This window comes from Rhizobacter koreensis, from assembly GCF_013366375.1.
GTDB classification, from domain to species: Bacteria; Pseudomonadota; Gammaproteobacteria; order Burkholderiales; family Burkholderiaceae_C; genus Schlegelella_A; species Schlegelella_A koreensis.
This window is the reverse complement of sequence record NZ_JABWMJ010000002.1, coordinates 573,230-598,040: the sequence shown is the minus strand read 5'-3', so window position 1 is coordinate 598,040 and position 24,811 is coordinate 573,230. Positions and strand designations below refer to the sequence as shown.

Sequence of the window (24,811 nt, the reverse complement as noted above, 5' to 3'; positions counted from 1 at the left end):
CGCAGCCGCGCCGAGGGCGCCCACGCCGGCCGTCAGAGCTCGAGGCTGCGCAGGTAGGCGCGGAAATCCTTGCCGAGGCTCGGGTCCGCCAGCGCGAGCTCGACGTTGGCCTGCAGCCAGCCTTCCTTGCTGCCGCAGTCGTAGCGCGTGCCTTCGTAGCGGTACGCGTAGACCTTCTCGTGCGCGAGCAGGCCGGCGATGCCGTCGGTGAGCTGGATCTCGCCGCCGACCCCGCGCGGCTGGTTGGCAATCTCGTCGAAGACGCGCGGGGTGAGCACGTAGCGGCCCGACACGCCGAGCAGTGACGGCGCGACCTCGGGGGCGGGCTTCTCGACGATGCCGGTGATGTCGACCAGGCGGTCGCCGTCGGGATTGCCGGCGACGATGCCGTAGCGCTTGGTGTGCTCGCGCGGCACGTCCTGCACCGCGATCATTGACGCCCTCTTCTCGGTGAAGCGCTCGACCATCTGCTGCAGGATCGGCGGCTCGCCGATCATCAGGTCGTCGGGCAGCAGCACCGCGAACGGGTGGTCGCCGACGACGTGACGCGCGCACAGCACGGCGTGGCCGAGGCCGAGCGCCTGCGCCTGCCGCACGACGACGCACTCCATGTCGTGCGGCTTGACCGCGCGGACGGTCTCGAGCAGTTCGTTCTTTCCGGCCGCCTCGAGGGCGGTCTCGAGTTCGTAGGTGAGGTCGAAGTGGTCCTCGAGCGCGCGCTTGTGACGGCTGCTGACGAAGATCATCTGGCGCACGCCCGCCGCGTAGGCCTCTTCCACCGCGTACTGGATCAGCGGCTTGTCGACGACCGGAAGCATCTCCTTGGGCATCGACTTGGTGGCCGGCAGGAAGCGGGTGCCGAGGCCGGCGACCGGAAAAACCGCATGGCGGACTAACATCGCGTCAAAATCCTTCGCTCATCTGCTGACACAAATTCTGGCATGCGCACCCACCGGACCTGCGCCCGGGACGGGCACGCTGAACGGCCGATCGCATGACCCTCCTGATCGCTGATTCGCTCGAGGCGGACGTGCTCGATTGGCTTCGCGAACGCCATGCCGTGCGCGAAGCTCCCGAACTGGCCAACGACCAGCGTGCGTTGCGGCGCGCGCTGTACAACGTGAGGGCAATGATCGTGCCGGCGAGCGTGACGCTCGACGCGCAGACGCTGCACCATGCGCCGGTGCTGCGGGCGGTGGGTCGCATCAGCGCGGGCGCCGAGAGCATCGACCTCGAAGCCTGCGCACGCGCGCGCATCGAAGTCGTGCGCAGCCCGGCCGCGTCGGCCACCGCCGAGGCCGAGTTCGCCGTCGGCGCGATGCTCTCGATGCTGCGCCGCGTTCCGGTCAGCGGTTCCGATGGTCTTCCCGTCGGGCGTGAGCTCGGCGCCGCAACGATCGGACTTATTGGCATGCCGCCCGCCGCGCGCTCGGTCGCGCAGATGCTTGCCGGTTTCGGCTCGCGCGTAATTGGTTACGACCCGGCCTTGCACGCGAGCGACGGCCTCTGGTCGCGCTGGCGCGTCGCGCCGGTCGGCCTGCGCGAGCTGATCGAGAGCGCCGACGCAGTGTGCGTGCTGCTCAGCTACTTCAGCCGCTTCCGCGGGCTGCTCGGCGAGCGGTTCCTACCGACCTGCAAGCCGAACCAGGTACTGGTGTGCCTCAGCTACTCGGGCCTGTTCGACGAGACCTGCCTCGCCGATGCGCTCAGAAGCGGCCGCATCGCTGCGGCCTGGCTCGACAGCCTCGAGCCCGGGGCTCTCGAGCCGGGCCGGCCCCTGCACGGCATCCCGACCCTGCAGGTGACGCCGCGGGTCGCCAGCATCACGCGCGAATCGCGTCAGCGCACCGCGTGGGCGGTGGCGCGCCGCATCGACGACATCCTCAACCTCGACGCCAGCGTGGCGCGCGAGTTCAGGGCGACAGCGCCAAGCGGGACTGCTGATCTCGGAGCCGGTCCATGGTTGCCGTGAAGTCGTCGACCCGACGCCGCTCCTGATCGACCACCGCTGCCGGCGCGCGCGCGAGGAAGCCGGCGTTGTCGAGCTTGGCGCGTGCCTTGGCGACCTCGCCCTCGAGACGCGCGATCTCCTTGCCCAGACGCTCGCGCTCGGCGGCGACGTCGATCTCGACGTGGAGCGCCAGGCGCGTCGCGCCCTGCACCGCCGTGGCGCTGTTCCGCGTCGCCTCGACGAACGCCGCCTCGTCGGCGAACACCTTGACGTCCGAGAGACGCGCAAGTGCCTTCAGCAGCGGCGTCGCGCTGCCGATGAACTCGGCGTCGCCCAGCGTGTAGAGCGGCACGCTCTTGCCCGGCGGCAGCTGCATTTCGCTGCGCAGGACGCGACAGGCGCCGACCAGGCTCTTGAGCGTCGCGACCCAGGCATCGGCCGCGGGATCGACCTTCTCGAGCTGCGCCTTGGGATACGGCGCCACCACGATGCCGTGCACCGGGGAGCTGTCGCTGCGACCCGCGGCCGGCGCGACGCTCTGCCACAGCTCGGCAGTGATGAACGGCGCGATCGGGTGCAGCAGGCGCAGCACGGTCTCGAGCACGCGCAGCAGGGTGCGCCGGGTCGCGCGTTGGGCGGCGTCGTTGCCGGCATGCGCGGCTTCGCGCAGCTGCACCTTCGCGATCTCGAGATACCAGTCGCAGTACTCGTCCCAGACGAACGCGTAGATCGCGTTGGCGACGTTGTCGAGGCGGTACTCCGCGAAGCCTTGCGCGACCGCCGCCTCGACGCGCTGCAGCTCGCCGGTGATCCAGCGGTCGGCCGACGAGAAGGCGAGGTAGTTGTGGAACGGCTGCCCGGGTGCGCACTCGGCCTTGGTGTGCTCGGCGAGGCCGCAGTCCTGACCCTCGCAGTTCATCAGCACGAAGCGGGTCGCGTTCCAGAGCTTGTTGCAGAAGTTGCGGTAGCCCTCGCAGCGCTTGGAGTCGAAGTTGATGCTGCGCCCGAGACTCGCGAGCGAGCAGAACGTGAAGCGCAGCGCGTCGGCGCCGAAGCCGGGGATGCCTTCGGGGAACTCCTTCTGCGTCGCCGCGCGGATCGCGGGAGCGGTCTCGGGACGACGCAGACCCGTCGCGCGCTTGTCGAGCAGCGGTTCGAGCGCGATGCCGTCGATCAGGTCGACCGGATCGAGCACGTTGCCTTCGGACTTGCTCATCCGCTTGCCGCTCGCATCGCGCACCAGGCCGTGGATGTAGACGTCGCGGAACGGCACCTCACCGGTGAAGTGCACCGTCATCATGATCATCCGGGCGACCCAGAAGAAGATGATGTCGTACCCGGTGACGAGAACCGACGACGGCAGGAACAGCTCGAGCTCGCGTGTCTTCTCGGGCCAGCCGAGCGACGAGAACGGCACCAGCGCCGACGAGTACCAGGTGTCGAGCACGTCGGCGTCGCGGCGCAGGGCCGGCGGGCTGGCGAGGCGGCCGTCGAGACGTTGCGCCTCGCCCGCGTCACCGCGTGCGTGCGCGGCCTCGGCCTTGGCGAGGGTCGCGGTGCGCCAGCGCAGCAGCGCCTCGGCCTCGTCGCGGGCGACCCAGGCGTGGCCCTCGTCGTCGTACCACGCCGGGATCTGGTGACCCCACCAGAGCTGGCGCGAGATGCACCAGTCCTGGATGTTGGTCATCCACTGGTCGTAGGTGTTGACCCACTGCTCGGGAACGAAGCGCACCCGGCCATCGGCGACCACCTCGATCGCCTTCTGCGCGAGCGACTTGCCGTCGGCGCCCGGCCGGCTCGTCGCGACGAACCACTGGTCGGTGAGCATCGGCTCGACCACCTGGCCGGTGCGCGTGCAGACCGGCACCATGTTCCTATGCGGCACTGCCTTCTCGAGCTGGCCGGCGGCTTCGAGGTCGCGCAGCACCGCCTTGCGGGCATCGTAGCGGTCGAGCCCGCGGTATGCGGCCGGGCCGTTGTCGTTGATCTTCGCGTCGAGCGTGAAGATCGTGATCATCGGAAGGTCGTGACGCAGCGCGCAGGCGTGGTCGTTGAAGTCGTGCGCGCCGGTGATCTTGACGGCGCCCGACCCGAACGCCGGATCGACGAAGTCGTCGGCGATGATCGGGATGCGGCGGTCGCAGAGCGGCAGGTCGACGTAGCGGCCGACCAGGTGCTTGTAGCGTTCGTCCGAAGGGTTCACCGCGAGCGCGCCGTCGGCCAGCATGGTCTCGGGGCGCGTCGTCGCGATGTGCATGCCGGCCATCGGCGTGCCGTCCACCGCCGCCAGCGGGCCATCGCTGAACGGGTAGAGGATGTGCCACATGAAGCCGTCGCGCTCCTCGCTCTCGACCTCGAGGTCGGAGACCGCCGACTTCAGCACCGGGTCCCAGTTGACGAGCCGCTTGCCACGGTAGATGAGGCCCTCGTCGTAGAGCTTCACGAAGGTGTCGGTGACGACCTTCGAAAGCTTCGCATCCATCGTGAAGTACTCGCGGCTCCAGTCGACGGAGTCGCCCATGCGCCGCATCTGCCGCGTGATCGTCGCGCCGGAGCTGTTCTTCCACTCCCACACCTTGGCAAGGAACGCGTCACGGCCGAGATCGTGACGGCTGACGCCCTGTTCCTGCAGCTGCCGTTCCACCACGATCTGCGTCGCGATGCCGGCGTGGTCGGTGCCCGGCACCCACAGCGTGTTGGCGCCGGTCATGCGCGCATGCCGCGTCAGCGCGTCCATGATCGTGTGCTGGAACGCGTGACCCATGTGCAGCGTGCCGGTCACGTTGGGTGGCGGCAGCTGGATCGCGAACGACGGCTTGGCAGGATCCAGCGTCGGCTGGTAGACCCCGCTCTGCTCCCACAAGGGAGCCCAGCGCGCCTCGATGGCAGCAGGCTCGAACGATTTGGCGAGTTCGGTCATTGGCAGTCGGCGCGACGCGGTTCTCTACGAGGGGACGCGCGTTCGCAGACCGCGAACGGCGGGGGTGGAATTGTAGGTGAGCGCCCTATGGGGCTGCCGCTGTGGTCACCAGCAGCTTGAGGCCCACGCGAGCCGAGATCACGGGGTAGCCCGCTCCGCTCATGGTCCCCCGGAACGCCGCTGCGCGCCGTTCCTCCTCCTTAACTTCGCTGCGCGGACCACCCCATGCTCTCGGCTCGAGCCGTGCTGCGTGAGAGCACGAGAAGCATGCGAGGCTTGAATGCCGGTGGAGGATTGCGGGCGCTCGGAGGTGGCGGTGGGTGAGCGGGCCACAATCTCGGCGGGAAAGTGACCCCCACACGAGTCAACCCAGTGAGCTCTGTTCGCTCTACGCGCCGAAATGCTCCGGTCTCGTAGGGACGCGCGGCACGCTGCTGGCCGAGAGCATGGGGTGCCCGGCGCAGCGGGGAGGGACGGGGTGTAACCCCGGCCCGGAGGACATGAGCGGAGCCGGGTACCCCGTGATCTCGGCCCGTGCGGCTCGTAGGCGCGACGCGGATCTCGGCCGCTTCCGCGCTACATCAACAGATGCTCGCCCGCGTTGTCGCCGCCGAGGATCACGTAGTTGACCTTGCGGATGTCGGCGAGCCGGGTGCCGCCCGCGTACGAGATCGAGCTCTGCACGTCCTCGCGCATCTCGCGCAGCGTGTCGGCGAGGCGCCCCTTGATCGGCTCGAGGATGCGCTTGCCTTCGACGTGCTTGTATTCGCCCTTGTTGAAGTCCGAGGCCGAGCCGTAGTACTCCTTGTAGAGCTTGCCGTCGACCTCGACGGTGCGGCCGGGCGACTCCTCGTGGCCGGCGAACAGCGAGCCGATCATCACCATGCTCGCGCCGAAGCGGATGCTCTTGGCGATGTCGCCGTGGTCGCGGATGCCGCCGTCGGCGATGATCGGCTTGGTCGCGACGCGCGCGCACCACTTGAGCGCCGAGAGCTGCCAGCCGCCGGTGCCGAAGCCGGTCTTGAGCTTGGTGATGCAGACCTTGCCGGGTCCGACCCCGACCTTGGTGGCGTCGGCGCCCCAGTTCTCGAGATCGATCACCGCTTCGGGCGTGGCCACGTTGCCGGCGATGACGAAGGTGTCCGGGAGGCGTTTCTTGATGTGGCCGATCATGCGCTGCACCGTGTCGGCGTGGCCGTGCGCGATGTCGATGGTCACGTAGTCGGCGCCGACGCCGTCGGCCGCGAGGCGGTCGATCGTCTCGTAGTCGGCCGCCTTGACGCCGGCGCTCACGGAGACGAACAGGTTCTTCTCGCGCATGCGCCGCGCGAACGCGACGTTGTCGACGTCGAAGCGGTGCATCACGTAGAAGTAGCCGTTGGCGGCGAGCCATTCGACGATCGGCTCGTCGACCACCGTCTTCATGTTGGCGGGCACCACCGGCAGCGCGAAGGTGCGCGGCCCGAACACCTGCGAGGCGTCGCATTCGGCGCGGCTTTCCACCCGGCACTTGCGCGGCAGCAGCAGGATGTTGTCGTAGTCGAAGATTTCCATGGCGCGGGGAGCGTACCCGATCGGCGCGGGGCACGGCCGCGCCGCCGCACAAGACCGTACCGGTCGCGGCGCTGCCGCGCACGTCGGTCCGATGCGCCGGCGCGCGTCTTGCCACACTCGCGCCGCGCCGACCGCTCGGCGCCCGCTCGTCTCACTGCCGCCGGAGGATGCCCCGATGCTCGACCCCGCGACCCGCCGCCTCCTGCCGTGGCTCGTCGCGATCGCGTTCTTCATGCAGACGCTCGACTCGACGATCCTCAACACCACGCTGCCGCGGATGGCCGAGAGCCTCGGCGAGAGTCCGCTGCGCATGCAGTCGGTCGTCATCGCCTACATGCTGACGGTGGCGCTGTTCATCCCGGCGTCGGGCTGGCTCGCCGACCGCTTCGGCACGCGCCGGGTATTCCTCTCGGCGATCGGCCTCTTCAGCTTCGGCTCGCTGCTCTGCGCGCTGTCGCCGAGCCTGCCGTGGCTGGTCGCGGCGCGGGTGGTGCAGGGCATCGGCGGCGCGCTGCTGCTGCCGGTCGGGCGCCTCGCGGTGCTGCGCGCGTTCCCGCGCGACGAGCTACTGAAGGTGCTGTCGTTCGTCTCGATCCCGGGCCTCGTCGGGCCCTTGGTCGGACCACCGCTCGGCGGCTGGCTGGTGGAAGTCGCGAGCTGGCACTGGGTGTTCCTGATCAACTTGCCGGTCGGCGCGCTCGGCGTGCTCGCGGCGATGCGCTACATGCCCGACCTGCGCGGCGCGGCCGGGCAGCGTTTCGACGTTGCCGGCTTCGTGCTGTTCTCGCTCGGCCTCGTGCTCGTCTCGCTCGGCCTGCAGGGGCTCGGCGAGCGGGCGCTCAGCGTCGCGCTCTCGTTGCTGATGCTCGCGGCAGGGCTCGCGGCGATGTCGGCGTACTGGTTTCACGCGGCGCGCCACGAACGGCCGCTGTTCAGCCTGGCGCTCTTCAAGATTCCGACGTTCTCGATCGGCATCGTCGGCAACCTGTTCTCGCGCCTCGGCAGCGGGGCGATGCCGTTCATGACCCCGCTCTTCCTGCAGCTCGGCCTCGGCTACTCGCCGAGTCGCGCGGGCCTCACGATGGTGCCGACCGTGATCGGCGCGATGCTGATGAAGACGGTCACCGAGCGCGTGATCCGCGGCTTCGGCTATCGGCGGGTGCTGGTCGTCAACACGCTGCTGCTGGGCCTCCTGATGGCGAGCTTCGGCCTCGTCGGGCCGGCGACCCCGCATGCCGCGGTGCTGGTGCTGCTCGGCGTGTTCGGGCTCGTCAACTCGATGCAGTTCACGGCGATGAACACGCTGACGCTCGGCGACCTCGACGACGCGCGCGCATCGTCGGGCAACAGTCTGCTCTCGGTGGTGATGCAACTCGCGATGAGCCTGGGCGTCGCCTGCGCCGGCGCGCTGCTCGCGGCGTTCGGCGGCCACGCCGGGCGCGGCGAGCCGATCGAGCTGCGCACCTTTCACCTCACCTACGTGTGCCTGGGTGTGCTGTCGGGGCTGGCCGCGGGCATCTTCGCGCAGCTCCGGCGCACCGAAGGCCCGGCCGGGCGGGCCGCGGTGGTCGACGAGGGCTGAGCCCCCGCGGGCCGGCCGGAAGCGGTCATCGCGGACAATCCCGCGATGACGTTCGACCCCCAGGCAGCGAGCTCGTCGCTGCTGCAAAACCTCAATCCGGAGCAGCTCGCCGCGGTCACGCTGCCGCCGAAGCCGGCGCTCATCCTGGCCGGCGCCGGCTCCGGCAAGACGCGCGTGCTGACCACGCGCATCGCCTGGCTGATCCAGACCGGCCAGCTCTATCCGGGCGGCGTGATGGCCGTCACGTTCACCAACAAGGCCGCCAAGGAGATGCTGACGCGGCTCGGCGCGATGCTGCCGATCCCCGTGCGCGGCATGTGGATCGGCACTTTCCACGGCCTGTGCAACCGGTTCCTGCGCGCGCACTGGAAGCTCGCGGGGCTGCCGCAGGGCTTCCAGATCCTCGATTCGAGCGACCAGTTGTCGGCCGTCAAGCGCGTCATCAAGGCGATGAACCTCGACGAGGAGCGCTACGTCCCCAAGCAGGTGACGTGGTTCATCGCCGCGCAGAAGGAGGAAGGCCGGCGTCCTCCCGACGTCGAGGTGCGCGACGAGCAGTCGCGCCTGATGGTGCAGGTGTACGCGGGCTACGAGGCGCAGTGCCAGCGCGAGGGCGTGGTCGACTTCGCCGAGCTGATGCTGCGCGTCTACGAGCTGATGCGCGACAACGCCTCGCTGCGCGAGCACTACCAGCGGCGCTTTCGCCACATCCTGGTCGACGAGTTCCAGGACACCAACCGCCTTCAGTACGCCTGGCTCAAGATGTTCGCCGGCCCCGAGACCGCGGTGTTCGCGGTCGGCGACGACGACCAGAGCATCTACGCCTTTCGGGGCGCGCAGGTCGGCAACATGGCGGCGTTCGAGCGCGAGTTCCACGTCGAGCAAGTCATCAAGCTCGAGCGCAACTACCGCTCCTTCGGCAACATCCTCGATGCCGCCAACGAGCTGATCTCGCGCAACCAGAAGCGCCTGGGCAAGAACCTGCGCACGGAGGCCGGCCCGGGCGAGCCGGTGCGCGTGCACGAGTCGCCGACCGACTACGCCGAGGCGCAGTGGTTCGTCGACGAGGCGCGCCAGCTGCACCGCGAAGGCACACCGCGCAGCGACATCGCGCTGCTCTACCGCAGCAATGCGCAGAGCCGGGTCATGGAAAGCGCGCTCTTCAACGCCGGCGTTCCGTACAAGGTGTACGGCGGCCTGCGCTTTTTCGAGCGCGCCGAGGTGAAGCACGCGCTCTCGTACCTGCGCCTGATCGAGAACCCCAACGACGACACCAGCTTCCTGCGCGTCGTCAACTTCCCGGCGCGCGGCATCGGGTCGCGCACGCTCGAGCAGCTGCAGGACGCCGCGCGCGCGAGCGGGCGCAGCCTGTACCAGAGCGTCGGCGCCCTGTCCGGCAAGGGCGGCAACAACCTCCAAGCATTCGTCGCCAAGGTCGACGCGATGCGCGAGGCGACACGCGGGCTCACGCTGCGCGAGATCATCGTCCACGTGCTCGAGGCGTCCGGGCTCGTCGATTTCTACAAGACCGACAAGGAAGGTCGCGAGCGTCTCGAGAACCTCGAGGAACTCGTCAACGCGGCCGAGGCGTTCGTCACGCAGGAAGGGTTCGGCAAGGACGCCGTCGCGCTGCCGATCGACGAGCACGGCCCCGGCGTGTTCGGCGGGACCGCGGGGCGCGCGGAGTTCAACACGCCGGGTGCCGAGGCGGTGGAGGATGGCTCCTCGATCGAGCCGGCGCGCGCGCGGCCGGGCCTGTTCGATGGCGCGGGCGGCCGGTCCGCGCCGGCGCATCAAGGCGCCGGGGCCGCGGTGCCGGACGGTGCCGCCGCGGCGCTCGCGGCCACCGTGACGCCCGACGCCGAGACCGGCGAGATCATGTCGCCGCTCGCCGCGTTCCTGACCCATGCCTCGCTCGAGGCCGGCGACAACCAGGCGCAGGCCGGGCAGGACGCGATCCAGCTGATGACGGTGCACTCCGCCAAGGGGCTCGAGTTCGACTGTGTCTTCATCACCGGCCTCGAGGAGGGCCTGTTCCCGCACGAGAACTCGGCGTCCGACCCGGAAGGCCTCGAGGAAGAGCGGCGCCTTATGTACGTGGCGATCACGCGGGCGCGCAAGCGCCTCTACCTCAGCTTCTCGCAGACGCGGATGTTGCACGGTCAGACCCGCTACAACGTCAAGAGCCGCTTTTTCGACGAGCTTCCCGAGAGCGCGCTGCGCTGGATCACGCCGAAGAACCAGGGCTTCGGCTCGGGCTACAGCCGCGAGTACCAGGCGGCGTGGTCGCGTGGCAGCGGCCTCGGCTCGATCGTGGGCACCGGGCGCGAGCCGGCGCCGCCCCCGAAGCCACTGGTCTCGGCCAAGCCGCCCGCGCACGGCCTGCGCTCGGGACAGAGCGTGTTCCACACCAAGTTCGGCGAAGGCGTGATCCTTACCCTCGAGGGCGCGGGCGACGACGCGCGGGCGCAGGTCAACTTCGGCCGCCACGGCACCAAGTGGCTCGCCCTCGGCGTCGCCAAGCTGACGCCGGTGGAGTGAGCGGTATGGCGGGGCTCTCGGCACCGGGCATTCGCGAGCCGCAGCGCCTGGGTGGCCGCGACGGCCGCTCGGGGCGTCGGGCGCCGGCCGGGGCGCGGCACGCCCCGCGCTCAGCCGCCGCGGGCGGCTGAGCAAAACCGCCGTGCGCCGCCACGTCGAGCATCACCGCAACGACCGCATCGGCTGGCTGCGCGCCGCCGTGCTGGGTGCCAACGACGGCATCGTGTCGACGGCCAGCCTGGTGCTCGGCGTCGCCGCCGCCGGCTCCGGGCGCAGCGGCGTGCTGGTGGCCGGCGTCGCCGGGCTGGTCGCGGGTGCGATGTCGATGGCGGCCGGCGAGTACGTCTCGGTCCATTCGCAGGCGGACACCGAGCGCGCCGACCTCGACCGCGAGCGCCAGGAGATCGAGGCCGATCCCGCCGCCGAGCAGCGCGAGCTGACCGCGATCTACGTCGGCCGTGGCCTCGACCTCGCGCTCGCGCGTCAGGTCGCCGCGCAGCTCAGCGCGCGCGACGCGCTCGCGGCGCATGCGCGCGACGAGCTCGGCATCACCGAAGCGCTCGCCGCGCGGCCGGTGCAGGCTGCGCTCGCCTCGGCGGCAAGCTTCTCGATCGGCGCCGCGCTGCCGCTGGCGGTCGCCGCGTTCGGGCCGGAGCCGCAGCTCGTCGCGTGGACCGCGGCGACCTCGCTGGTCTTCCTGGCGCTGCTCGGCGGCCTCGCCGCACGTGCCGGTGGCGCGAACGTCGTGACCGGCGCGTCGCGCGTCGCCGGCTGGGGCGCGCTCGCGATGGCGGTCACCGCCGGCGTCGGCGCGCTGTTCGGCGCGGTGACCTGACGCGCCGCGCGGCGCGGCGCGCGCTCGGCCGCTCCCTGACGGCGCGCCCTTCACGGGACGGTGCCCGCGCGCCGCTCACGAACGCCGCGGGTAGAGCGGATTGGGCGCGACGTACACCGTGACCTTGTGGTCGAGCAGCCCCGGCGGGGCGATCACGGCGAGTTCGAAGGCGTCGCGCCGGCCGCCGAAGTTCCAGACGAAGCTGCGCCCGCCGACGTCGAAGCGGATGGTCTCGCCGCCGGTGACGTTGACGTAGCGCGTGTCGGGGCGAATCGCGATCGTCCGGGTCACCGCCGAGGCGGCGCCGGGGTTGCCGTACATCACCTCGTTGACCGGCTCGCGGCGGGTGGCTTCGGCGGTGGTGGTGGCGGGCGCTGGCGGCGAGGCTGCGACGGGCGGCGCGGCGGTTCGCGCGGCTGGCGGCGCGGCGACGACCGGCCCGGTGCCGGGCGCGACCGACTGGGCTGACGGTGCTTCGGCGGCCGCTCGCCGAATCGGCCTCGATGCGGGCGCCGCCGGGTTCGCGGGCGCACCGCTCTCCGGCAACCGAGCGGCGCCTCCGGTCGAATCGCGTTGCCTGCCCAGCGCCTCGCCAGGCGGCGGGACACGCCGCGCCGCCGCTTCGCTGCGCGGAGCGGACGCTGCCGCGGTCCGCGCGTGCGGCGCAGGGGGACGCGCCGCCGCACCGGTGGCTGAAGCCGAAGGCTGGTCGACCGCAGACGACCGCCGCGCGTGCGAGGTCGCGCTCGCTGCGCCATCGCGCGCTGGTTGCGCCGCGTTCGGCCCTGGCGCTGCGGGCGCTGGGTTTTCGCTCGGCGGGGTGGCGACGGCATTCGGCGCCGCCGGGGTCGCCGCAGGGTTCGCGCGCGGCGGCGCGCTGGCCCCCGTCGCTGCCGGCGGCGGGCTCGGCGACGCGGGCGGCGCCAGGTCCGGGGTCGCCGCCGCGCCGCCGTCGCGCGGCGTCGTCGCCACGATCTCGGCGCCGCTGCGCGCGAACGGGTCGGCCGGACGCGGCTGCAGCCACTGCCAGGCGAGGTAGCCGACACCGGCGGCGAGCACGACGAGCGGCGCGAGGATCCGGACGCGCCGCCCCAAACCGGGCGCTGCGCCGCCGCTCGTCGGCGCGACGTGCACAGCCGCCGGGCTTGGCGCGGGTGCCGCATCGACGTACGGCAGCAGCGCGTCGATCAGTAGCTGCACGTCCGAGCGCCAGCGCGCGTGGGTCAGCTCGACGCTGTTGCGGAACGACAGGTCCTTCAGGTCGTCGGGCAGCTGCTCGGGGCGCGGCATGCTCGCCTGCTGCACCAGCACCGGAACCACCGGGATGTCGCGGCGCAGCGCGCTCGCGGTCTCGAGGCGCACGAAGTCATAGGGGTCGTCGAGGCGGCGCTTGCCGTCGGGGTCGGCGGCGTTCAGCCAGTTCCTGCCGATCAGAGCGAGCAGCACGCCGCACGACGCAACCTGCTGCTCGATCACGCGGCGGAAGTCGCGGCCCGGCTCGATGCCGGCGACGTCCATGAAGACCGCCTCCTTGCCGAAGCGGTCGACGAGGTCCTCGAACAGGCGCCCCGCGTAACCCTCGGTGTCGTCGCGCCGGTAGCTGATGAAGATCGCCCGCATGCCGCTCCTTGTGCCGCCTGCGCGCGTCGCGGCGGGCCTGGATCGCGCGTTGTATCACCGGGCCACGCGGCGGCACACGCGCCGCTATGCTCCCGCATCGTCGCGGCGGTCCTGGCCGGCGCGCCTGACCGGAGCCTTCGATGACCTTCCGCCCCCTCGCCCGACTCGCCCCGCTCGCGTTCGCGATCCGCACCTTCCTCGCCAGCGGCAGCGCGCTCGCGGCACCCGACGCCAAGCTGCTCGCCGCCGCACAGCAGGCGCAGCCGGCGCTCGTCGAGACGCTGCGCGGCCTGGTCTCGATCGAGTCGGGCAGCGGCGACGTCGCCGGCCTCGCCAAGATCGCCGACGTGCTCGACCAGCGCCTCAAGGCGCTGGGGTTCACCACGCGGCGTCACAAGTCGCCGGTCGGCGCGCAGGCCGACACGGTGGTCGGCACGCTGGCCGGCACCGGCACCCGCAGGATCATGCTGCAGGGCCACATGGACACGGTCTACCGCGAAGGCGTGCTCAAGGAGCAGCCGATCCGGCTCGACGGCAACAAGCTCTACGGCCCGGGCATCGCCGACGACAAGGGCGGCATCGCGGTGGTCCTGCACGCGCTACAGATCCTGCGCGACGCCGGCTGGCGCGACTACGCGAGCCTCACGGTGCTGTTCAACCCCGACGAGGAGGTCGGCTCGCGCGGCTCGGGCGAGCTGATCGCGAGCCTTGCCGGCGAGCAGGACTTCGTGCTGTCGTGCGAGCCGACCGCCGCCAAGGAGGTCGCCAAGACCGAGGCGCTGCTGCTCGGCGCCGCCGGGACCGCAACGGCGACGCTCGAGGTCAAGGGGCGTGCCGCGCACGCGGGCGCCGCGCCCGAGCTCGGCCGCAACGCGATCCTCGAGATCGCGCACCAGATGCTGGCCACGCGCGACCTGCAAAAGGAGATTCCGGGCGTCACGCTGAACTGGACCAACGTGATCTCGAACAAGGCGACCAACCAGATTCCCGAGCTCGCCACCGCGATCGGCGACGTCCGCATCACGACGCCCGGCGCCGAGCAGAAGCTCGACGCCGCGCTGCGCGCGAAAGTCGCCGAGACCCGGCTGATCCCCGACACCCAGACCACCGCGACGCTGGTCGTCGGCCGCCCCGCGTTCCTGGCCGGCCCGCGCGGCCGCGCGCTCGGCGAGCGCGCGCAGGCGATCTATCGCGAACTCGACCGCGACCTCGCGCTGGTGCCGATGACCGGCGGCGCGACCGACGCCGCGTTCGCGGCGCGGCCCGGCAAGGCGGTCGTCCTCGAGAGCTTCGGCCTTGCCGGCTTCGGCTATCACGCGCGCGACGAATACGTCGAGCTCGACTCGATCGTGCCGCGCCTGTACCTGATGACGCGGCTGCTGCAGGAGATCGCGAAGTAGCGGGCCGACGGCTCAGAGCAGGCCGGCGCGCTTGACCGCCCGGTAGCGGTTGACCAGCTCCGGCGCCAGCTGCTGAGGCTCGACGTCGAGCAGCAGCGCGTCGCGCGCGGCGAGACGCGCGAAGGCGTCGTCGCGTGCCTGCGCGAACAGGTGGGCGCCGGCCGCCTCGATGGCGTGGCGGTGCGTGACCAGGGGCTGCTCGGCGAGGTCGCGCAGCGCGCGCTCGCGCAGGCTGGCGAGCAGCACCAGGTGACGCGTGCGCAGCAGCGCCAGCGCGGGGCCCAGCTCGCTTGCGTCCTCGTCGCGGAAGTTGGTCAGCACCACGACCAGCGAGCGCTTGCTGCGCCAGCGCAGCAGCGCCGTCGCGGCAGCGACGTAGTCGGAGTGCGTGGCCTCCGGCTCGATGTCGTAAAGCGCGCCGATCAGCGCGTTGAGCGAGTTCACGCCCTTGCGCGGCGCGAAGCGGCGGCTCCGCTCGGGCGCGGTGCCGAAGGTGAGGGCCCCGACCTCGTCGCCGTCGCGCAGCGCGACGTAGGCGAGCAGCATCAGCGCGTCGAGCGCTGCATCGAAGTGGCTGCCGTGGCGTGCCGCGAGGCCGTCGTCGGCGCGCATGCGCCGCCCGCAGTCGAGCAGGAACACCACGCTCTGATCGCGCTCGTCCTGGTACTCGCGCACGATCGGGCGCCCTTGCCGCAGCGTCGCCTTCCAGTCGATGTCGCGGATGGCGTCACCGGCGCGGTAGTCGCTGAGCTGCTTGAAATCGGTGCCCGCGCCGCGCTGCGCGACGCTCTTGATGCCGATCTCCGCCAGGCGATGGTCGCCGGCGAGCCAGGCATAGCGCGCGACCGCGGCGAAGTTCGGGTAGACGTGGCGCGTCTCGCGCTCGCCGATGCGAACGACGAGCTCGAAGGCGCCGAGGCGGCTGCGCACGCGCAGCGTCGCGGCATCGAAGTCGACCGGCCCGCGCCGCCGCGGGCGCACGTGATAGCCGATCTCGACGCTGCTCGCCGGTGCGACGTTGCCGGCGAACGGCAAGCCGTCGACGTCGATCGACGGATCGACGCCGTCGAACAGGGCAACGCGCCAGTTCCGCGTTCCCGGGTTCGCGAGCTGCCCGCCGAGCGGTCGCCGCACGCCCACCGCGAAGGCCGCCGGCAGTGCCCGCGTCCAGTGCAGCGGCGCAGCGCGCCAGGCGCGCCGGCTGACGATCACGTCGGCGATCGCCGCGACGAGCGCGGCCGCACCCAGCCACGCGCTCGCTGCCGTGACGCTCGGCAGCGAGGCCCCGACCAGCAGCGCCGCCGCCGCCGCGCCGGCAAGCGCGGCGACGACGGCCACGCCGGCCGGCGATGGAACGAGGCCGATCCGCACGTCGGGGCTGTGGGGTGGACGGCTCAGAGCCGCGGCGCCTCGACCGCGTGCAGCAGCCCGGCCAGCAGTTCGTCGAGGCGCCGACCCTCGAGCTGCGCGTCGGGCGCGAGCAGCACGCGATGACGCAGCACCGGCAGCGCGCAGCGCTTGATGTCGTCGGGCGTCACGAAGTCGCGCGCGTCGAGCAGCGCGGCCGCGCGCGCCGCGCGCACCAGCGAGATGGCGCCGCGCGGCCCGGCGCCCGACGCGAGGCCGAGCCCGCCGCGGGTGGCGCGTGCGATCCGCACCGCGTAGTCGACGACGCGGTCGTCGACGCGCACGTACGCCGCCATCCGCTGCAGCGACTGCACCACGCGTTCGTCGGCGCGCGGCGTCACGCCGTCGAGCGGCAGGCGGTCTCCGGCCTGCTCGGCGGTGGTCCGCTGCACGATCGCGGTCTCGTCCGGCAGGCCGGGGTAAGCGATCTCGATCTTCAGCAGGAAGCGGTCGAGCTGGGCTTCGGGCAGCGGATAGGTGCCTTCGGTGTCGATCGGGTTCTGCGTGGCCAGCACCATGAACGGTCGCTCGAGCGGCAGCGTCTCGCCTTCGAGCGTGACCTGGTATTCCTGCATCACCTCGAGCAGCGCGCTCTGCGTCTTCGCCGGCGCCCGGTTGATCTCGTCGGCGAGCAGCAGGTTGGTGAATACCGGCCCGCGGCGGATGCGCAGCGTACCGATGGCACCGCCGTCGCCCGGCTCGAGCACGGCGTAGCCGGTGATGTCGGACGGCATCATGTCGGGCGTGAACTGCAGGCGCGCGTAGCGCAGCGACAGCGCCTTGGCGAGGGCCCGCGCGAGCAGCGTCTTGCCGAGCCCGGGCACCCCTTCGATCAGCACATGCCCCGACGCGACCAGCGCGATCAGCGTCTGCTCGACGGCTTCGCGCTGGCCGACCACGGCCTTGCCCACCTCTTGTCGCAACACGCCGAGCACCTCGGCGGCGCGGCTGACGTCGGCTTGCTGCAGGGTCGTCATGGGTCGTTCCTTCTCGGGTTTGACGGGTCGGGCAAGGGAGTTCGGCGTTCGCACAGTCCGCGGCGCGCGATCTCGAGCACTCCGAGCGTGCCGGCGAGCCCGCGCGGCGTGCGTTCGCGGGGCGGCTCCATCGCTTCGGCCAGCGCGTCGACGTCGATGCGGGCCGCCCCGGCGATCGCATGGGCACGTTCGCTCGTCGACAGCAGCGCGGCGTAGCCGGGCACGCGCTGCCGGGCCGTGCTCTCGAGCGCGCGCAGCGCGGCGCGATGCAGCGCGATGCCGCCGTGCTGCGCGATGAAGCTCGCGGTGCCGCCGATCTGTTCGACCATCGAGCGGCGCGCCAGCGGCGCCGGCGCGATTCGCGCACCGAAGCGCGGCGCCGCGCGCCAGAGGCCGAGGGCGAGCGCGAGTGCGGCGAACACGAAGGCGGGCCAGGCGGCGTTCCAGAGCACGCGCAGCAGCGCGGTGCGGCTCTCGTCGGCGACGAACCAGACCGCGTCGCCGCCTCGCAGGTCGAGCGTCGCCACGAGCGCGCGCGCGTTGTCGCCTTCGAGCAGCAGCCCGTTCGTCCACGCACCCGCCACCGTGCTCACGCTGATCCGGCCGGCGCCGACGGGCACCGTCGCGATCCGGTGTCCGCCCGAGCCGCTCAGCAGCCAGCTCGCCTCGACGCCGGCGTGCGGGCGCAGCGTGCTCGACGGATAGCCGCAGAGCCGATGCTGACGCGCGCTGTCGAGGCGCGGCGGCAGCGCAGGCGCGACCTCGAGCATGCGGCATGGCTTGGCGAGCGCTGTCAGCCGCGGCCAGGCAGGCGCGGAGGCCGGCGCGCGCGTGCCACGGGTGTCGCGTCGCGATCTCGCGGGCGCGTCCTCGGCGTCGGCGTCGTCCTCGCCGTCGATGTCCGTCTCGGCATCGGGCTCATCAAGAGGCGGCGCGCCCGGGGCGGCGCCGCGAGGCGACGGACTGGCCGGCGCTCGGCTGGCCGCGCCAGCGGGCGGGCGCGACGGCGGGTCGCGCACCTCCCGCAGCGGCACCCACGCGTGCAGCGCCGAGTCCTGCATGGCGATGCCTTCCGGCAGCACGAGGTGGCCACCGTCGGCGACCCAGCGCTGCAGCTGCTCGGCGCGTCCCGGAAAGAGGTTCCAGCTCACGGAGGTCAGCAGCAGGGTGGCTCGCGAAGGCGGAAGCTGCGCGAGATTCTCGGCACTGCTCACACGGGCTCCCAGACGGCGCAGCAGCGCCTTCGCGGCGTAGTGCGGGTCGCGTGTCGCCTCGCCGGACGGCGGCACCTCGCGCTCGACGTTCACGCGTTCGAGGTTGCTGCCGAGCCACCAGGCGGCGAGCACCAGCACGACCACGCCGGCGAGGGTCCAGGCGACCTTGCCGAGCCGCACCGTCACCCCAGCCGGGCCTCGAACTCGTCGCAGATCGCCAGCACGGCGGCGTCGCCCGGTTCGTGCCCGCCGTACACGGCGAATTGCCACGCAGCCACCAGGCGTGCCACGTAAGCAGCCGTGTCGCCCGCCACGGTCGCGCGTGCGGCCTGCACGCATTCGCCTTCGGTGGCGGCCGCGCCGATCGCCACGCCGTGCCGATGCACCAGCCGCGACAGCGCGCCACGGTAGAGCAGCGAGAGCGCCGCGCGGCGTTCGCCGGCCTGCCAATGCCGGCGTGCGGCGGCGCCGATGTCGGCGGGCAGGCTGTCCGGGCGAATGTCGAGATCACGCACGTGGCTCGGAATGCCGAGCGCCTGCTCGCCGGCCGCGGCGCCGCGCACTTGCATCCAGCGCCGTGCGGTGACGAGCAGCATCGCCGCCAGGGCAGCGCCGATGATCCAGGCGAGCGCGCGTCCGCCTTCGGCGAGCCAGCCGGCCAGCTTCGCGACCCAGCCGAGGGTCGAGGCGGCGTCGTTCGCGCCGGGATCGCTGCCGCCTCTCCTGAGGCGCCAGGTCGGTTCGTTGCGGGTGCCGCCGAGCAGCGGATCGGCGCGCAGCGCGGACGCGGCTTCGGCGACCTGCACCGCCGTCACGCGTTCGCCCGCGTGCAGAAGCGACGCCGGCCACGCCAGTGCGGTGGCCAGCGCGCAGACGGTTGCGGCGTGCGCGGCGCGCCGTGCTCTAGGCGGCGAATGCAAGGCGGAACTCCTGCTCGATGTCCCAGGCTTCGAGCTCGACGCGGCGGTTCAGGTACATCGCGAAGCCGGCGCCGACGAAGAACGGCTCGGCGATGCAGACGGCGAGCGCATAGGCGGCGAACGTCAGCGCCGACTCGAGGCGACCCTCGCCGAACAACGCCATGAACCAGGCGCCGCCGCGTTCCGGCGGGGCGAACCAGAACGCGAAAGCGGTGAGCCCCAGTAGCAGTGCCAACTCGACCCAGCCGAATGCCCACTGCATGGCGAACGCAACGCCGCGCCGGCCGTGCAGGATCAGGTCGCGGCGTCGCCGCGACTCGGCGCCGCGCTGCCCCTCGAGCTGGTGCACCGGCGCGACGTACGAGCGCCAGGGCGAGAAGCGGCGTCGCGTCAGGGTCGGCAACAGCTGCGACCACCACACCTCGCGGCGCGCGTTCCAGAGGTCGGTGAAGGTCGTCGGCTGACCGAACACCGCACGCGCCAGCACGAACAGCAGCGTGCGATCCAGCCACGGCTTGAACCAGAACAGCAGCAGCGACGGCAGCCAGGGCGCGAGCTCGATCGTCGAGAGGGCGAGCAGCAGCGTCACCGCCGCGACCGGTGCGCCGGTGCGCACGACTGATCGAAGGTTCGCGCCGACGAGGCGCACGCCCAGATCGCTCGCTTCCATCATCGAGCGCGGCCGCAGGTCGATCGCGATCGCGTCGACCCTCATCGCGACGCCCCGGCGCTCGCGCCGGCCGCGCTGGCGCGGCGCGGCCTGCCTTGCAGCGCGAGGTACGCGGCGATGCCGATCCAGCACGCGGCCCCGACCCCGAGCTTGACGGGTGCGTCGATCCAGCGCGCCGCCGACCAGAACGCCTCGAGCGCCGCGGCGACCACCAGCATCCCGAAGGCGCCGGCGACGAGCAGCACCGCGTCGCGTGCCGCGTGCTGCAGCGCGTCGAGCCGGTCGCGTCGGCCCGGCGCGATGAGCGCGCCGCCGAGCAGCAGGCCGGCTGCGCCCGACACCACGATGCCGGTCAGCTCGAACGCGCCGTGCGTCACCACGAACGAGTAGAAATTGCGGGCGTGCCCGGCCTGCGTCAGATAACCCGCCACGGCGCCGATGCTGATGCCGTTGTAGAGCAGGCAGAACAGGCTTCCGATGCCCGCGAACAGGCCGCTGGCGAAGCACTGGAAGGCGATCGAGACGTTGTTGCGGACGTAGTGACCGAACATCAGCCAGTCGGCTTCGGCGCCGCTACGGCCGATCGGCTCGTCGCGGTCGCCGTACATGGCGTCGAGCCCGCGCACGGCGGCGGCGTCGTGCACCGTCAGCACGAAGGTGGGCTCGAGCCAGCAGGCCACCCCGATGGCCAGCATCGGCAGCGCCAGCCCGGCGGCCGCGAGCCAGAAGCACACCGGATGACGCCGCAGCGCTGCCGGGAACTCGATCGCGAAGAGGCGCGCCAGACGCGCGAGCCCGAGTTCGCTGCGCCGGTAGACCGCCTCGTGGGCGCGCTGCGTGAGCGCCTCGAGACGTTCGACCAGATGCCTCGGATAGGCGCGGGCCTGTGCGATGGCCAGGTGCTCGCAGGCGGCGCGATAGAGCGCCGCGACCCGTGCCGGGTCGGGCCGCTGCCAGCCGGTGCCGCGGCGGCGCCACCGCGCCAGGTTCTCGAGGGCGTCCTCGAGCTCGCGCCAGGCGTCGGCGTGCTCGGCCTCGAAGCGGAGCGGAGTCGTCATGCGCGGGCAGGCGTCAGCGTTCGCCGATCAGCCAGTGGGCGACGCCGAGCAGCTCCTTGCCGGGATCGCGCCGCGCGCCCGCCGGCAGTGCCGCGCTCGCGAGCTCGGCGAGTTCATCCGCACGCGCCGGCGTCAGGCGCGGCACGCGCCCGGCCCACGCGACGATCGCGGCCTGTGCGCGCGGTGCGAGGTCGGCCGCCGGCGCGAGCGGCGCCGCCGCGGGCGGTGCGCCGTGCAGGCTCACCACGTGGCGGTGGACGACGAGGGTTCCGGCCGCGAGGTCGCCGAGCCGCTTGAAGTCCGGGCGCAGCAGCATCGAGAGCGCTCCCGCCGCGTAGAAGAAGGGCAGGAAGTCGGCCGCGCGCAGCAGGTTGCGGGTGAGCGAAGCGGCCGGCGTGATCGGCAGGCCCGAGTCCATGACGACGCGCAGCCCGACCGCGCGCTTGCCGGGCGTCGCCGCCCCCGGCAGCAGTTCGAAGAGCACGGCGTAGAACCAGTCGATCGCGAAGTACAGCAGCAGCGCCAGGCCCCAGCCGAACTCGCCCAACGTGGCGAGCAGGCGCGCGAGCGGGGCGAACAGCACCAGGCGGATGCCGAAGTCGATCACGAACGCGTAGAGCCGCGGCATCACACCCGCCGGCCGCAGCGAAAGGCCGATGCCTTCGGGCGTCTCGGCCACGTAGCGCGTGTCCAGCAGCGTCATCGCCGCCGTCGGCACCACGGCGTCGTCACGGGCGGGCGCCCGGGAAGATCAGGCTTTGACGACGATCGTGTCGGCGATGTTGTCGTGCAGGCACTTGCGCGATTCGCGGAAGATCAGCAGCGAGTCGATCAGCACGATCAGCATGCCGATATACGGCACGAGCACGATGAGGTTGACCGGCAGGATGCGCAGGCCGACGAGCCGGCCGAACGTGGCCGCGCTGCCGTCGCTGCGCACGATGCGGATGCCGAGCAGCTTCTTGCCGATGGTCTGACCCTGCGTCGCGAGCAGATAGCCGTGCAGCAGCAGGAAGAGGACAAGACCCAGCACCAGGTTGGTGAGCATGAAGCCGACCAGGGCGCCGTCGGCGGGCGGCCGGAACGGCGACAGCGGGGTCACGAACGACAGCACCGCGACCGCGATGCCCTGGATCACGGCGTCGATGATGACGGCCGCGAGTCGTCCGCCGCGGCTTGCCAGCGCGCTGGTGGACGCCGCGACGTCCTCCACATGCACCGTCGGCGGTGCGAATCGGTTGCCTTCGTCGATGCTGGCCATCGGTGTCTCGTTGGAAGTGCGGGGCCGGGCCATGCTAGCAGCGGGCCTTCGCCCGACTGGCCGGGTTTTCGCGGCGTACTGCGCACGCACGGGCTGCGGCTAGCATCGGCCGCCCGTCAACGGCGGCAGGCACTTCCCCGAAAGACTCCCCCATGCGACGAGCGAGCGAGCCGGAAACCCTGCCGCGCTGGCGCTGGCTGCCGAGCGCGGGCAGCTGGCGCTACCACGCGTTGCTCGGCGCTCTCGGCGTGCTGGTGCTGGGGCCGCTCGGCGGCGTCACCGCGGCGTACATGAACTTCTCGCTCGGCTTCTTCGTCGGCGGGCAGGTGCTGGCGGGCATCCTGGGGTCGACGGTGACGGTGGGCTATGGGCCGTCGGGCAAGCACGGCGCCAACTACGTGCAGACGGCGGCGGCGTCGGTGGCCGGCATGAGCGGGATGGGCGTGCTGATCCAGGCGATGGTCTGGCTCGACCTCCCGCAGCCGCCGGCGTGGCAGCTCGTCCTCTATTTCCTCTGCATCGGCATGTTCGGGGTCGGCGTCGGCATGCTGTGCACGCCGATCCTGGTCGACCGCCTGCAGCTCACGTTTCCGTCGGGCCTGGCGGTCGCCAACATCCTGTGCGCGCTTACCGACCCGGCGCTCCTGCGCGCATCGGTGCGCCAGCTCGGCGGCGGCGTCGTGGCGGGCATCGTCGCCGGCCTTGCCGTCGCGCGCGGCGGGCTGCTGGCGGCGATCGAGCTCTCGGCGTCGACCTTCGGCGCCGGGCTGGTGGTCGGCGCGCGCATCGGCATTCCGGCGGTCGTCGCCGGCCTGCTCGGCGTCGCGCTGCTGCCGACGTTCGTCTCGATGGGCTGGCTGCAGCCGGGCGACCCGCCGCGCAAGATCACCTTCCTGATCGCGCTCGGCATGATCATGGGTGCCGCGGCAGTCGACCTGGCGCTGATCGGCTACGGCGCATTGCGGCGCTGGCGGGCGTCCGGTGCCCCACGTGAGGTGCCGGACCGAGGCGTCGGCTGGAGCCGCCGCAACACGCTGCGCCTGGTGCTCTGGACCGGCGCCTGGGCGGCCGCCCTCGTCGCCACCGGCCACGCGGTGCTCGGCCAGCCGGTCGGCTTCCTGGTGCTCGCCGTCGCGCTGGTCTTCGTGTTCGCGCTGGTCAACGGCATCTCGCTCGGCATCAGCGACTCGAACCCGATCTCGTCCGCATTCGTCGTTGCGGTCGTGCTGATGGCCGCGCTCGGCCTCGCCGACGCAGGCGTGGGTCTGATGGCCGGCACCGTGCTGCTGGTCTCGACCAGCGTCGCCTGCGACATGCAGCAGGACCGCTCGACCGGCTGGCGCCTCGGCAGCAATCGCCTGCTGCAGTTCCGCTACCAGGTTGCCGGCATCGGCGTCGGCGCGCTGCTCGCGGTCGGTCTGGCGCAGCTCTTCATGGCGGCGTACCCGGTGCTGCGCCTCGACCAGACGCTGATGCGCGCCGGCGAGCAGCCGGCCGAGTGGAGCGCCGCGATGACGTACAAGTTCGTGGGCGTGCTGCGCGGCCTCGGCGCCCACGACCAGCGCTTCCAGCGCAGCGCGATCGGCGTGGGCGTCGGGCTCGGCCTCGCGATCGAGCTGCTGCGGCGCGCGCTGCGCTCGCGGCCCGCGTACCGGCGCTTCGTCGCCGCGGGCCGCGCCGGGTTCGCCACCGATTTTGTGGTCGATGCGGTGGTGCTGCCGTCACCCTATGCGTTCTCGTTCGGCGGCTTCGTGAACCTGCACACGGCCGTCTGGTTCGGCGCGGGAGGCGTGGCGTCGAGTCTCTTCGAGACGCTGGCGAGGCCGCCGCGCGGCGCCGCGTCCGGCGCGCTGCCCTCCGACATGAGCCGCAGCTCGCTGCTCGGCGGCGGCCTCATCGCCGGCGACGCCCTCGCCGCGCTGGGCATCGGCATCGCGGCGCTGGCCTCGACACTGCTCGCGGGCTGAAGGGCTGTTTCGCCGCTGCGGCTCGCTGGCCCTCGCACGATCGCGGGCACCCGTGCAAGGCTGGGCGCGGCCGTCGCAGCGGCGTACGATGACCCGCTGCCCCAGCCAACCTGCGGAGGCATTCCGTGAAGCACACCGTCATCGCTGTTTTCGACCACGCCGACGACGCGCGCCGCGCGGCCGAGGCGCTGAGCGCGCGCGGCATCGCCCGCGCCGACGTGCACCTAGGGCGCGCCGGCGCCGGCGCGCCCGGTGAACCGCCGGTGCCGCCGTCCGCGCAAGTGGAGGGCGGGCCCGGGCAGGGCCTGCTGCATCGCCTCTCGGCCCTGTTCGGCGTCGCCGAGCCGCACCTCGGGCACTACACCGAGGCGGTCGAGCGCGGCGCCTGCGTCGTCAGCGTCGACGCCCACGACGAGGCGGAGGCGCTCGCCGCACGCGACGCGCTCATCGCCGCGGGCGCCGTCGACATCGACGATCGGGTCGAGGAATGGCAGCGCTCGGGAGCGCCCGCCACGCCGTCGGGCGCCGACGCCCAAGGCAGCGCCGGCACCGCTCGCGGCGCGGTGCCCGCCGCGAGCGGTGCGGCAGCGCCGACTGGCGGCTGGCGCGGCGTCGCGGTGCATCGCCAGGAGGTCAGCATCGGCGGCGTGCGCGTCTACGGCCACACCGCCGTGCGCACCTTCGACGATCTCGATGCCGAGCTGCGCGCCGACCATGACGCGCGCGATCCCGATGGCTCGCGCTACGAAGAGCACGAGCCGGCGTATCGCCACGGCCACGCGCTCGCCGACGAGCCGCGCCACCGCGGCCGTTCATGGGACGAGATCGAGCCCGAAGCGCGCGCCGACTGGGAGCGCCGGCATCCGGAAAACGCGTGGGAACGCTTCAAGGCGTCGGTGCGGCACGCCTGGGAGCGCGCCACGCACTAGGGAGG

Annotated in this window: 19 protein-coding genes; 7 read left to right on the top strand and 12 right to left on the bottom strand. The window is 72.2% G+C overall.

Features of this window, described 5'->3' with window-relative positions; genetic code table 11:
- Positions 1 to 32: 32 nt before the first annotated feature.
- Positions 33 to 899 carry a UTP--glucose-1-phosphate uridylyltransferase GalU gene (gene galU, locus HQN59_RS06635; RefSeq protein ID WP_176067284.1) on the bottom strand — a complete coding sequence of 289 codons (867 nt, stop codon included), beginning with the start codon at positions 897 to 899 and terminating at the stop codon, positions 33 to 35.
- A gap of 95 nt (positions 900 to 994) precedes the next feature.
- On the opposite strand from galU, the gene HQN59_RS06630 reads away from it, so the two are divergent.
- Complete coding sequence (locus HQN59_RS06630) at positions 995 to 1,972, top strand: NAD(P)-dependent oxidoreductase (protein ID WP_176067282.1); 978 nt, start codon at positions 995 to 997, stop codon at positions 1,970 to 1,972.
- On the opposite strand, the gene HQN59_RS06625 is transcribed toward HQN59_RS06630, so the two are convergent.
- Positions 1,914 to 4,871, bottom strand: coding sequence for a valine--tRNA ligase (locus tag HQN59_RS06625; RefSeq protein WP_176067280.1), 2,958 nt, complete (start codon positions 4,869 to 4,871; stop codon positions 1,914 to 1,916). The genes HQN59_RS06630 and HQN59_RS06625 overlap by 59 nt on opposite strands.
- A gap of 576 nt (positions 4,872 to 5,447) precedes the next feature.
- Positions 5,448 to 6,425, bottom strand: a complete 978-nt coding sequence (locus tag HQN59_RS06620) for a GMP reductase (protein ID WP_176067278.1) — start codon at positions 6,423 to 6,425, stop codon at positions 5,448 to 5,450.
- 175 nt (positions 6,426 to 6,600) lie between these two features.
- Here HQN59_RS06620 and mdtD point away from each other — a divergent pair, with 175 nt between their 5' ends.
- The 3 genes from mdtD to HQN59_RS06605 all read left to right on the top strand — a co-directional run bounded on the left by mdtD (position 6,601) and on the right by HQN59_RS06605 (position 11,383).
- Positions 6,601 to 8,007 (top strand): multidrug transporter subunit MdtD, encoded by a 1,407-nt coding sequence (mdtD, locus tag HQN59_RS06615; protein ID WP_176067276.1) that lies wholly within the window; start codon positions 6,601 to 6,603, stop codon positions 8,005 to 8,007.
- A gap of 45 nt (positions 8,008 to 8,052) precedes the next feature.
- Positions 8,053 to 10,548 carry a UvrD-helicase domain-containing protein gene (locus HQN59_RS06610; RefSeq protein ID WP_176067274.1) on the top strand — a complete coding sequence of 832 codons (2,496 nt, stop codon included), beginning with the start codon at positions 8,053 to 8,055 and terminating at the stop codon, positions 10,546 to 10,548.
- Positions 10,549 to 10,690: 142 nt separating this feature from the next.
- Positions 10,691 to 11,383 (top strand): VIT1/CCC1 transporter family protein, encoded by a 693-nt coding sequence (locus HQN59_RS06605; RefSeq protein ID WP_176067272.1) that lies wholly within the window; start codon positions 10,691 to 10,693, stop codon positions 11,381 to 11,383.
- A 75-nt stretch (positions 11,384 to 11,458) separates the two neighbouring features.
- Here HQN59_RS06605 and HQN59_RS06600 read toward each other — a convergent pair whose 3' ends face one another.
- The gene (locus HQN59_RS06600; RefSeq protein ID WP_176067270.1) at positions 11,459 to 13,003 is read right to left on the bottom strand and encodes a CzcE family metal-binding protein; all 1,545 of its coding nucleotides are present in this window, start codon (positions 13,001 to 13,003) and stop codon (positions 11,459 to 11,461) included.
- Positions 13,004 to 13,143: 140 nt separating this feature from the next.
- Between HQN59_RS06600 and HQN59_RS06595 the strand changes: the two genes are divergently transcribed.
- Complete coding sequence (locus HQN59_RS06595) at positions 13,144 to 14,403, top strand: glutamate carboxypeptidase (protein ID WP_176067268.1); 1,260 nt, start codon at positions 13,144 to 13,146, stop codon at positions 14,401 to 14,403.
- A 12-nt stretch (positions 14,404 to 14,415) separates the two neighbouring features.
- On the opposite strand, the gene HQN59_RS06590 is transcribed toward HQN59_RS06595, so the two are convergent.
- From HQN59_RS06590 to HQN59_RS06555, 8 genes are read right to left on the bottom strand one after another with little or no spacing between them, the layout of a single operon-like run.
- The gene (locus HQN59_RS06590; protein WP_176067266.1) at positions 14,416 to 15,774 is read right to left on the bottom strand and encodes a DUF58 domain-containing protein; all 1,359 of its coding nucleotides are present in this window, start codon (positions 15,772 to 15,774) and stop codon (positions 14,416 to 14,418) included.
- A 23-nt stretch (positions 15,775 to 15,797) separates the two neighbouring features.
- Complete coding sequence (locus HQN59_RS06585) at positions 15,798 to 16,787, bottom strand: AAA family ATPase (RefSeq protein ID WP_176067264.1); 990 nt, start codon at positions 16,785 to 16,787, stop codon at positions 15,798 to 15,800.
- Positions 16,784 to 18,187 carry a DUF4350 domain-containing protein gene (locus HQN59_RS06580; RefSeq protein WP_176067262.1) on the bottom strand — a complete coding sequence of 468 codons (1,404 nt, stop codon included), beginning with the start codon at positions 18,185 to 18,187 and terminating at the stop codon, positions 16,784 to 16,786. Before HQN59_RS06580 ends, HQN59_RS06585 begins: the two co-directional genes overlap by 4 nt.
- Complete coding sequence (locus HQN59_RS06575; protein ID WP_176067260.1) at positions 18,184 to 18,921, bottom strand: DUF4129 domain-containing protein; 738 nt, start codon at positions 18,919 to 18,921, stop codon at positions 18,184 to 18,186. Before HQN59_RS06575 ends, HQN59_RS06580 begins: the two co-directional genes overlap by 4 nt.
- Positions 18,905 to 19,636, bottom strand: coding sequence for a hypothetical protein (locus HQN59_RS06570; RefSeq protein ID WP_176067258.1), 732 nt, complete (start codon positions 19,634 to 19,636; stop codon positions 18,905 to 18,907). Before HQN59_RS06570 ends, HQN59_RS06575 begins: the two co-directional genes overlap by 17 nt.
- Positions 19,633 to 20,649, bottom strand: a complete 1,017-nt coding sequence (locus tag HQN59_RS06565) for a stage II sporulation protein M (protein ID WP_176067256.1) — start codon at positions 20,647 to 20,649, stop codon at positions 19,633 to 19,635. Before HQN59_RS06565 ends, HQN59_RS06570 begins: the two co-directional genes overlap by 4 nt.
- 13 nt (positions 20,650 to 20,662) lie before the next feature.
- A complete protein-coding gene (locus HQN59_RS06560) occupies positions 20,663 to 21,352 on the bottom strand; it encodes an RDD family protein (protein ID WP_176067254.1) in 690 nt (229 codons plus the stop codon).
- A 48-nt stretch (positions 21,353 to 21,400) separates the two neighbouring features.
- Positions 21,401 to 21,910, bottom strand: a complete 510-nt coding sequence (locus HQN59_RS06555) for an RDD family protein (protein ID WP_176067253.1) — start codon at positions 21,908 to 21,910, stop codon at positions 21,401 to 21,403.
- 152 nt (positions 21,911 to 22,062) lie between these two features.
- Between HQN59_RS06555 and HQN59_RS06550 the strand changes: the two genes are divergently transcribed.
- Together HQN59_RS06550 and HQN59_RS06545 are read left to right on the top strand one after the other, a co-directional pair.
- The gene (locus HQN59_RS06550) at positions 22,063 to 23,877 is read left to right on the top strand and encodes an OPT/YSL family transporter (RefSeq protein WP_176067251.1); all 1,815 of its coding nucleotides are present in this window, start codon (positions 22,063 to 22,065) and stop codon (positions 23,875 to 23,877) included.
- A 125-nt stretch (positions 23,878 to 24,002) separates the two neighbouring features.
- Positions 24,003 to 24,806 (top strand): hypothetical protein, encoded by an 804-nt coding sequence (locus HQN59_RS06545; protein ID WP_176067249.1) that lies wholly within the window; start codon positions 24,003 to 24,005, stop codon positions 24,804 to 24,806.
- Positions 24,807 to 24,811 lie beyond the last annotated feature (5 nt).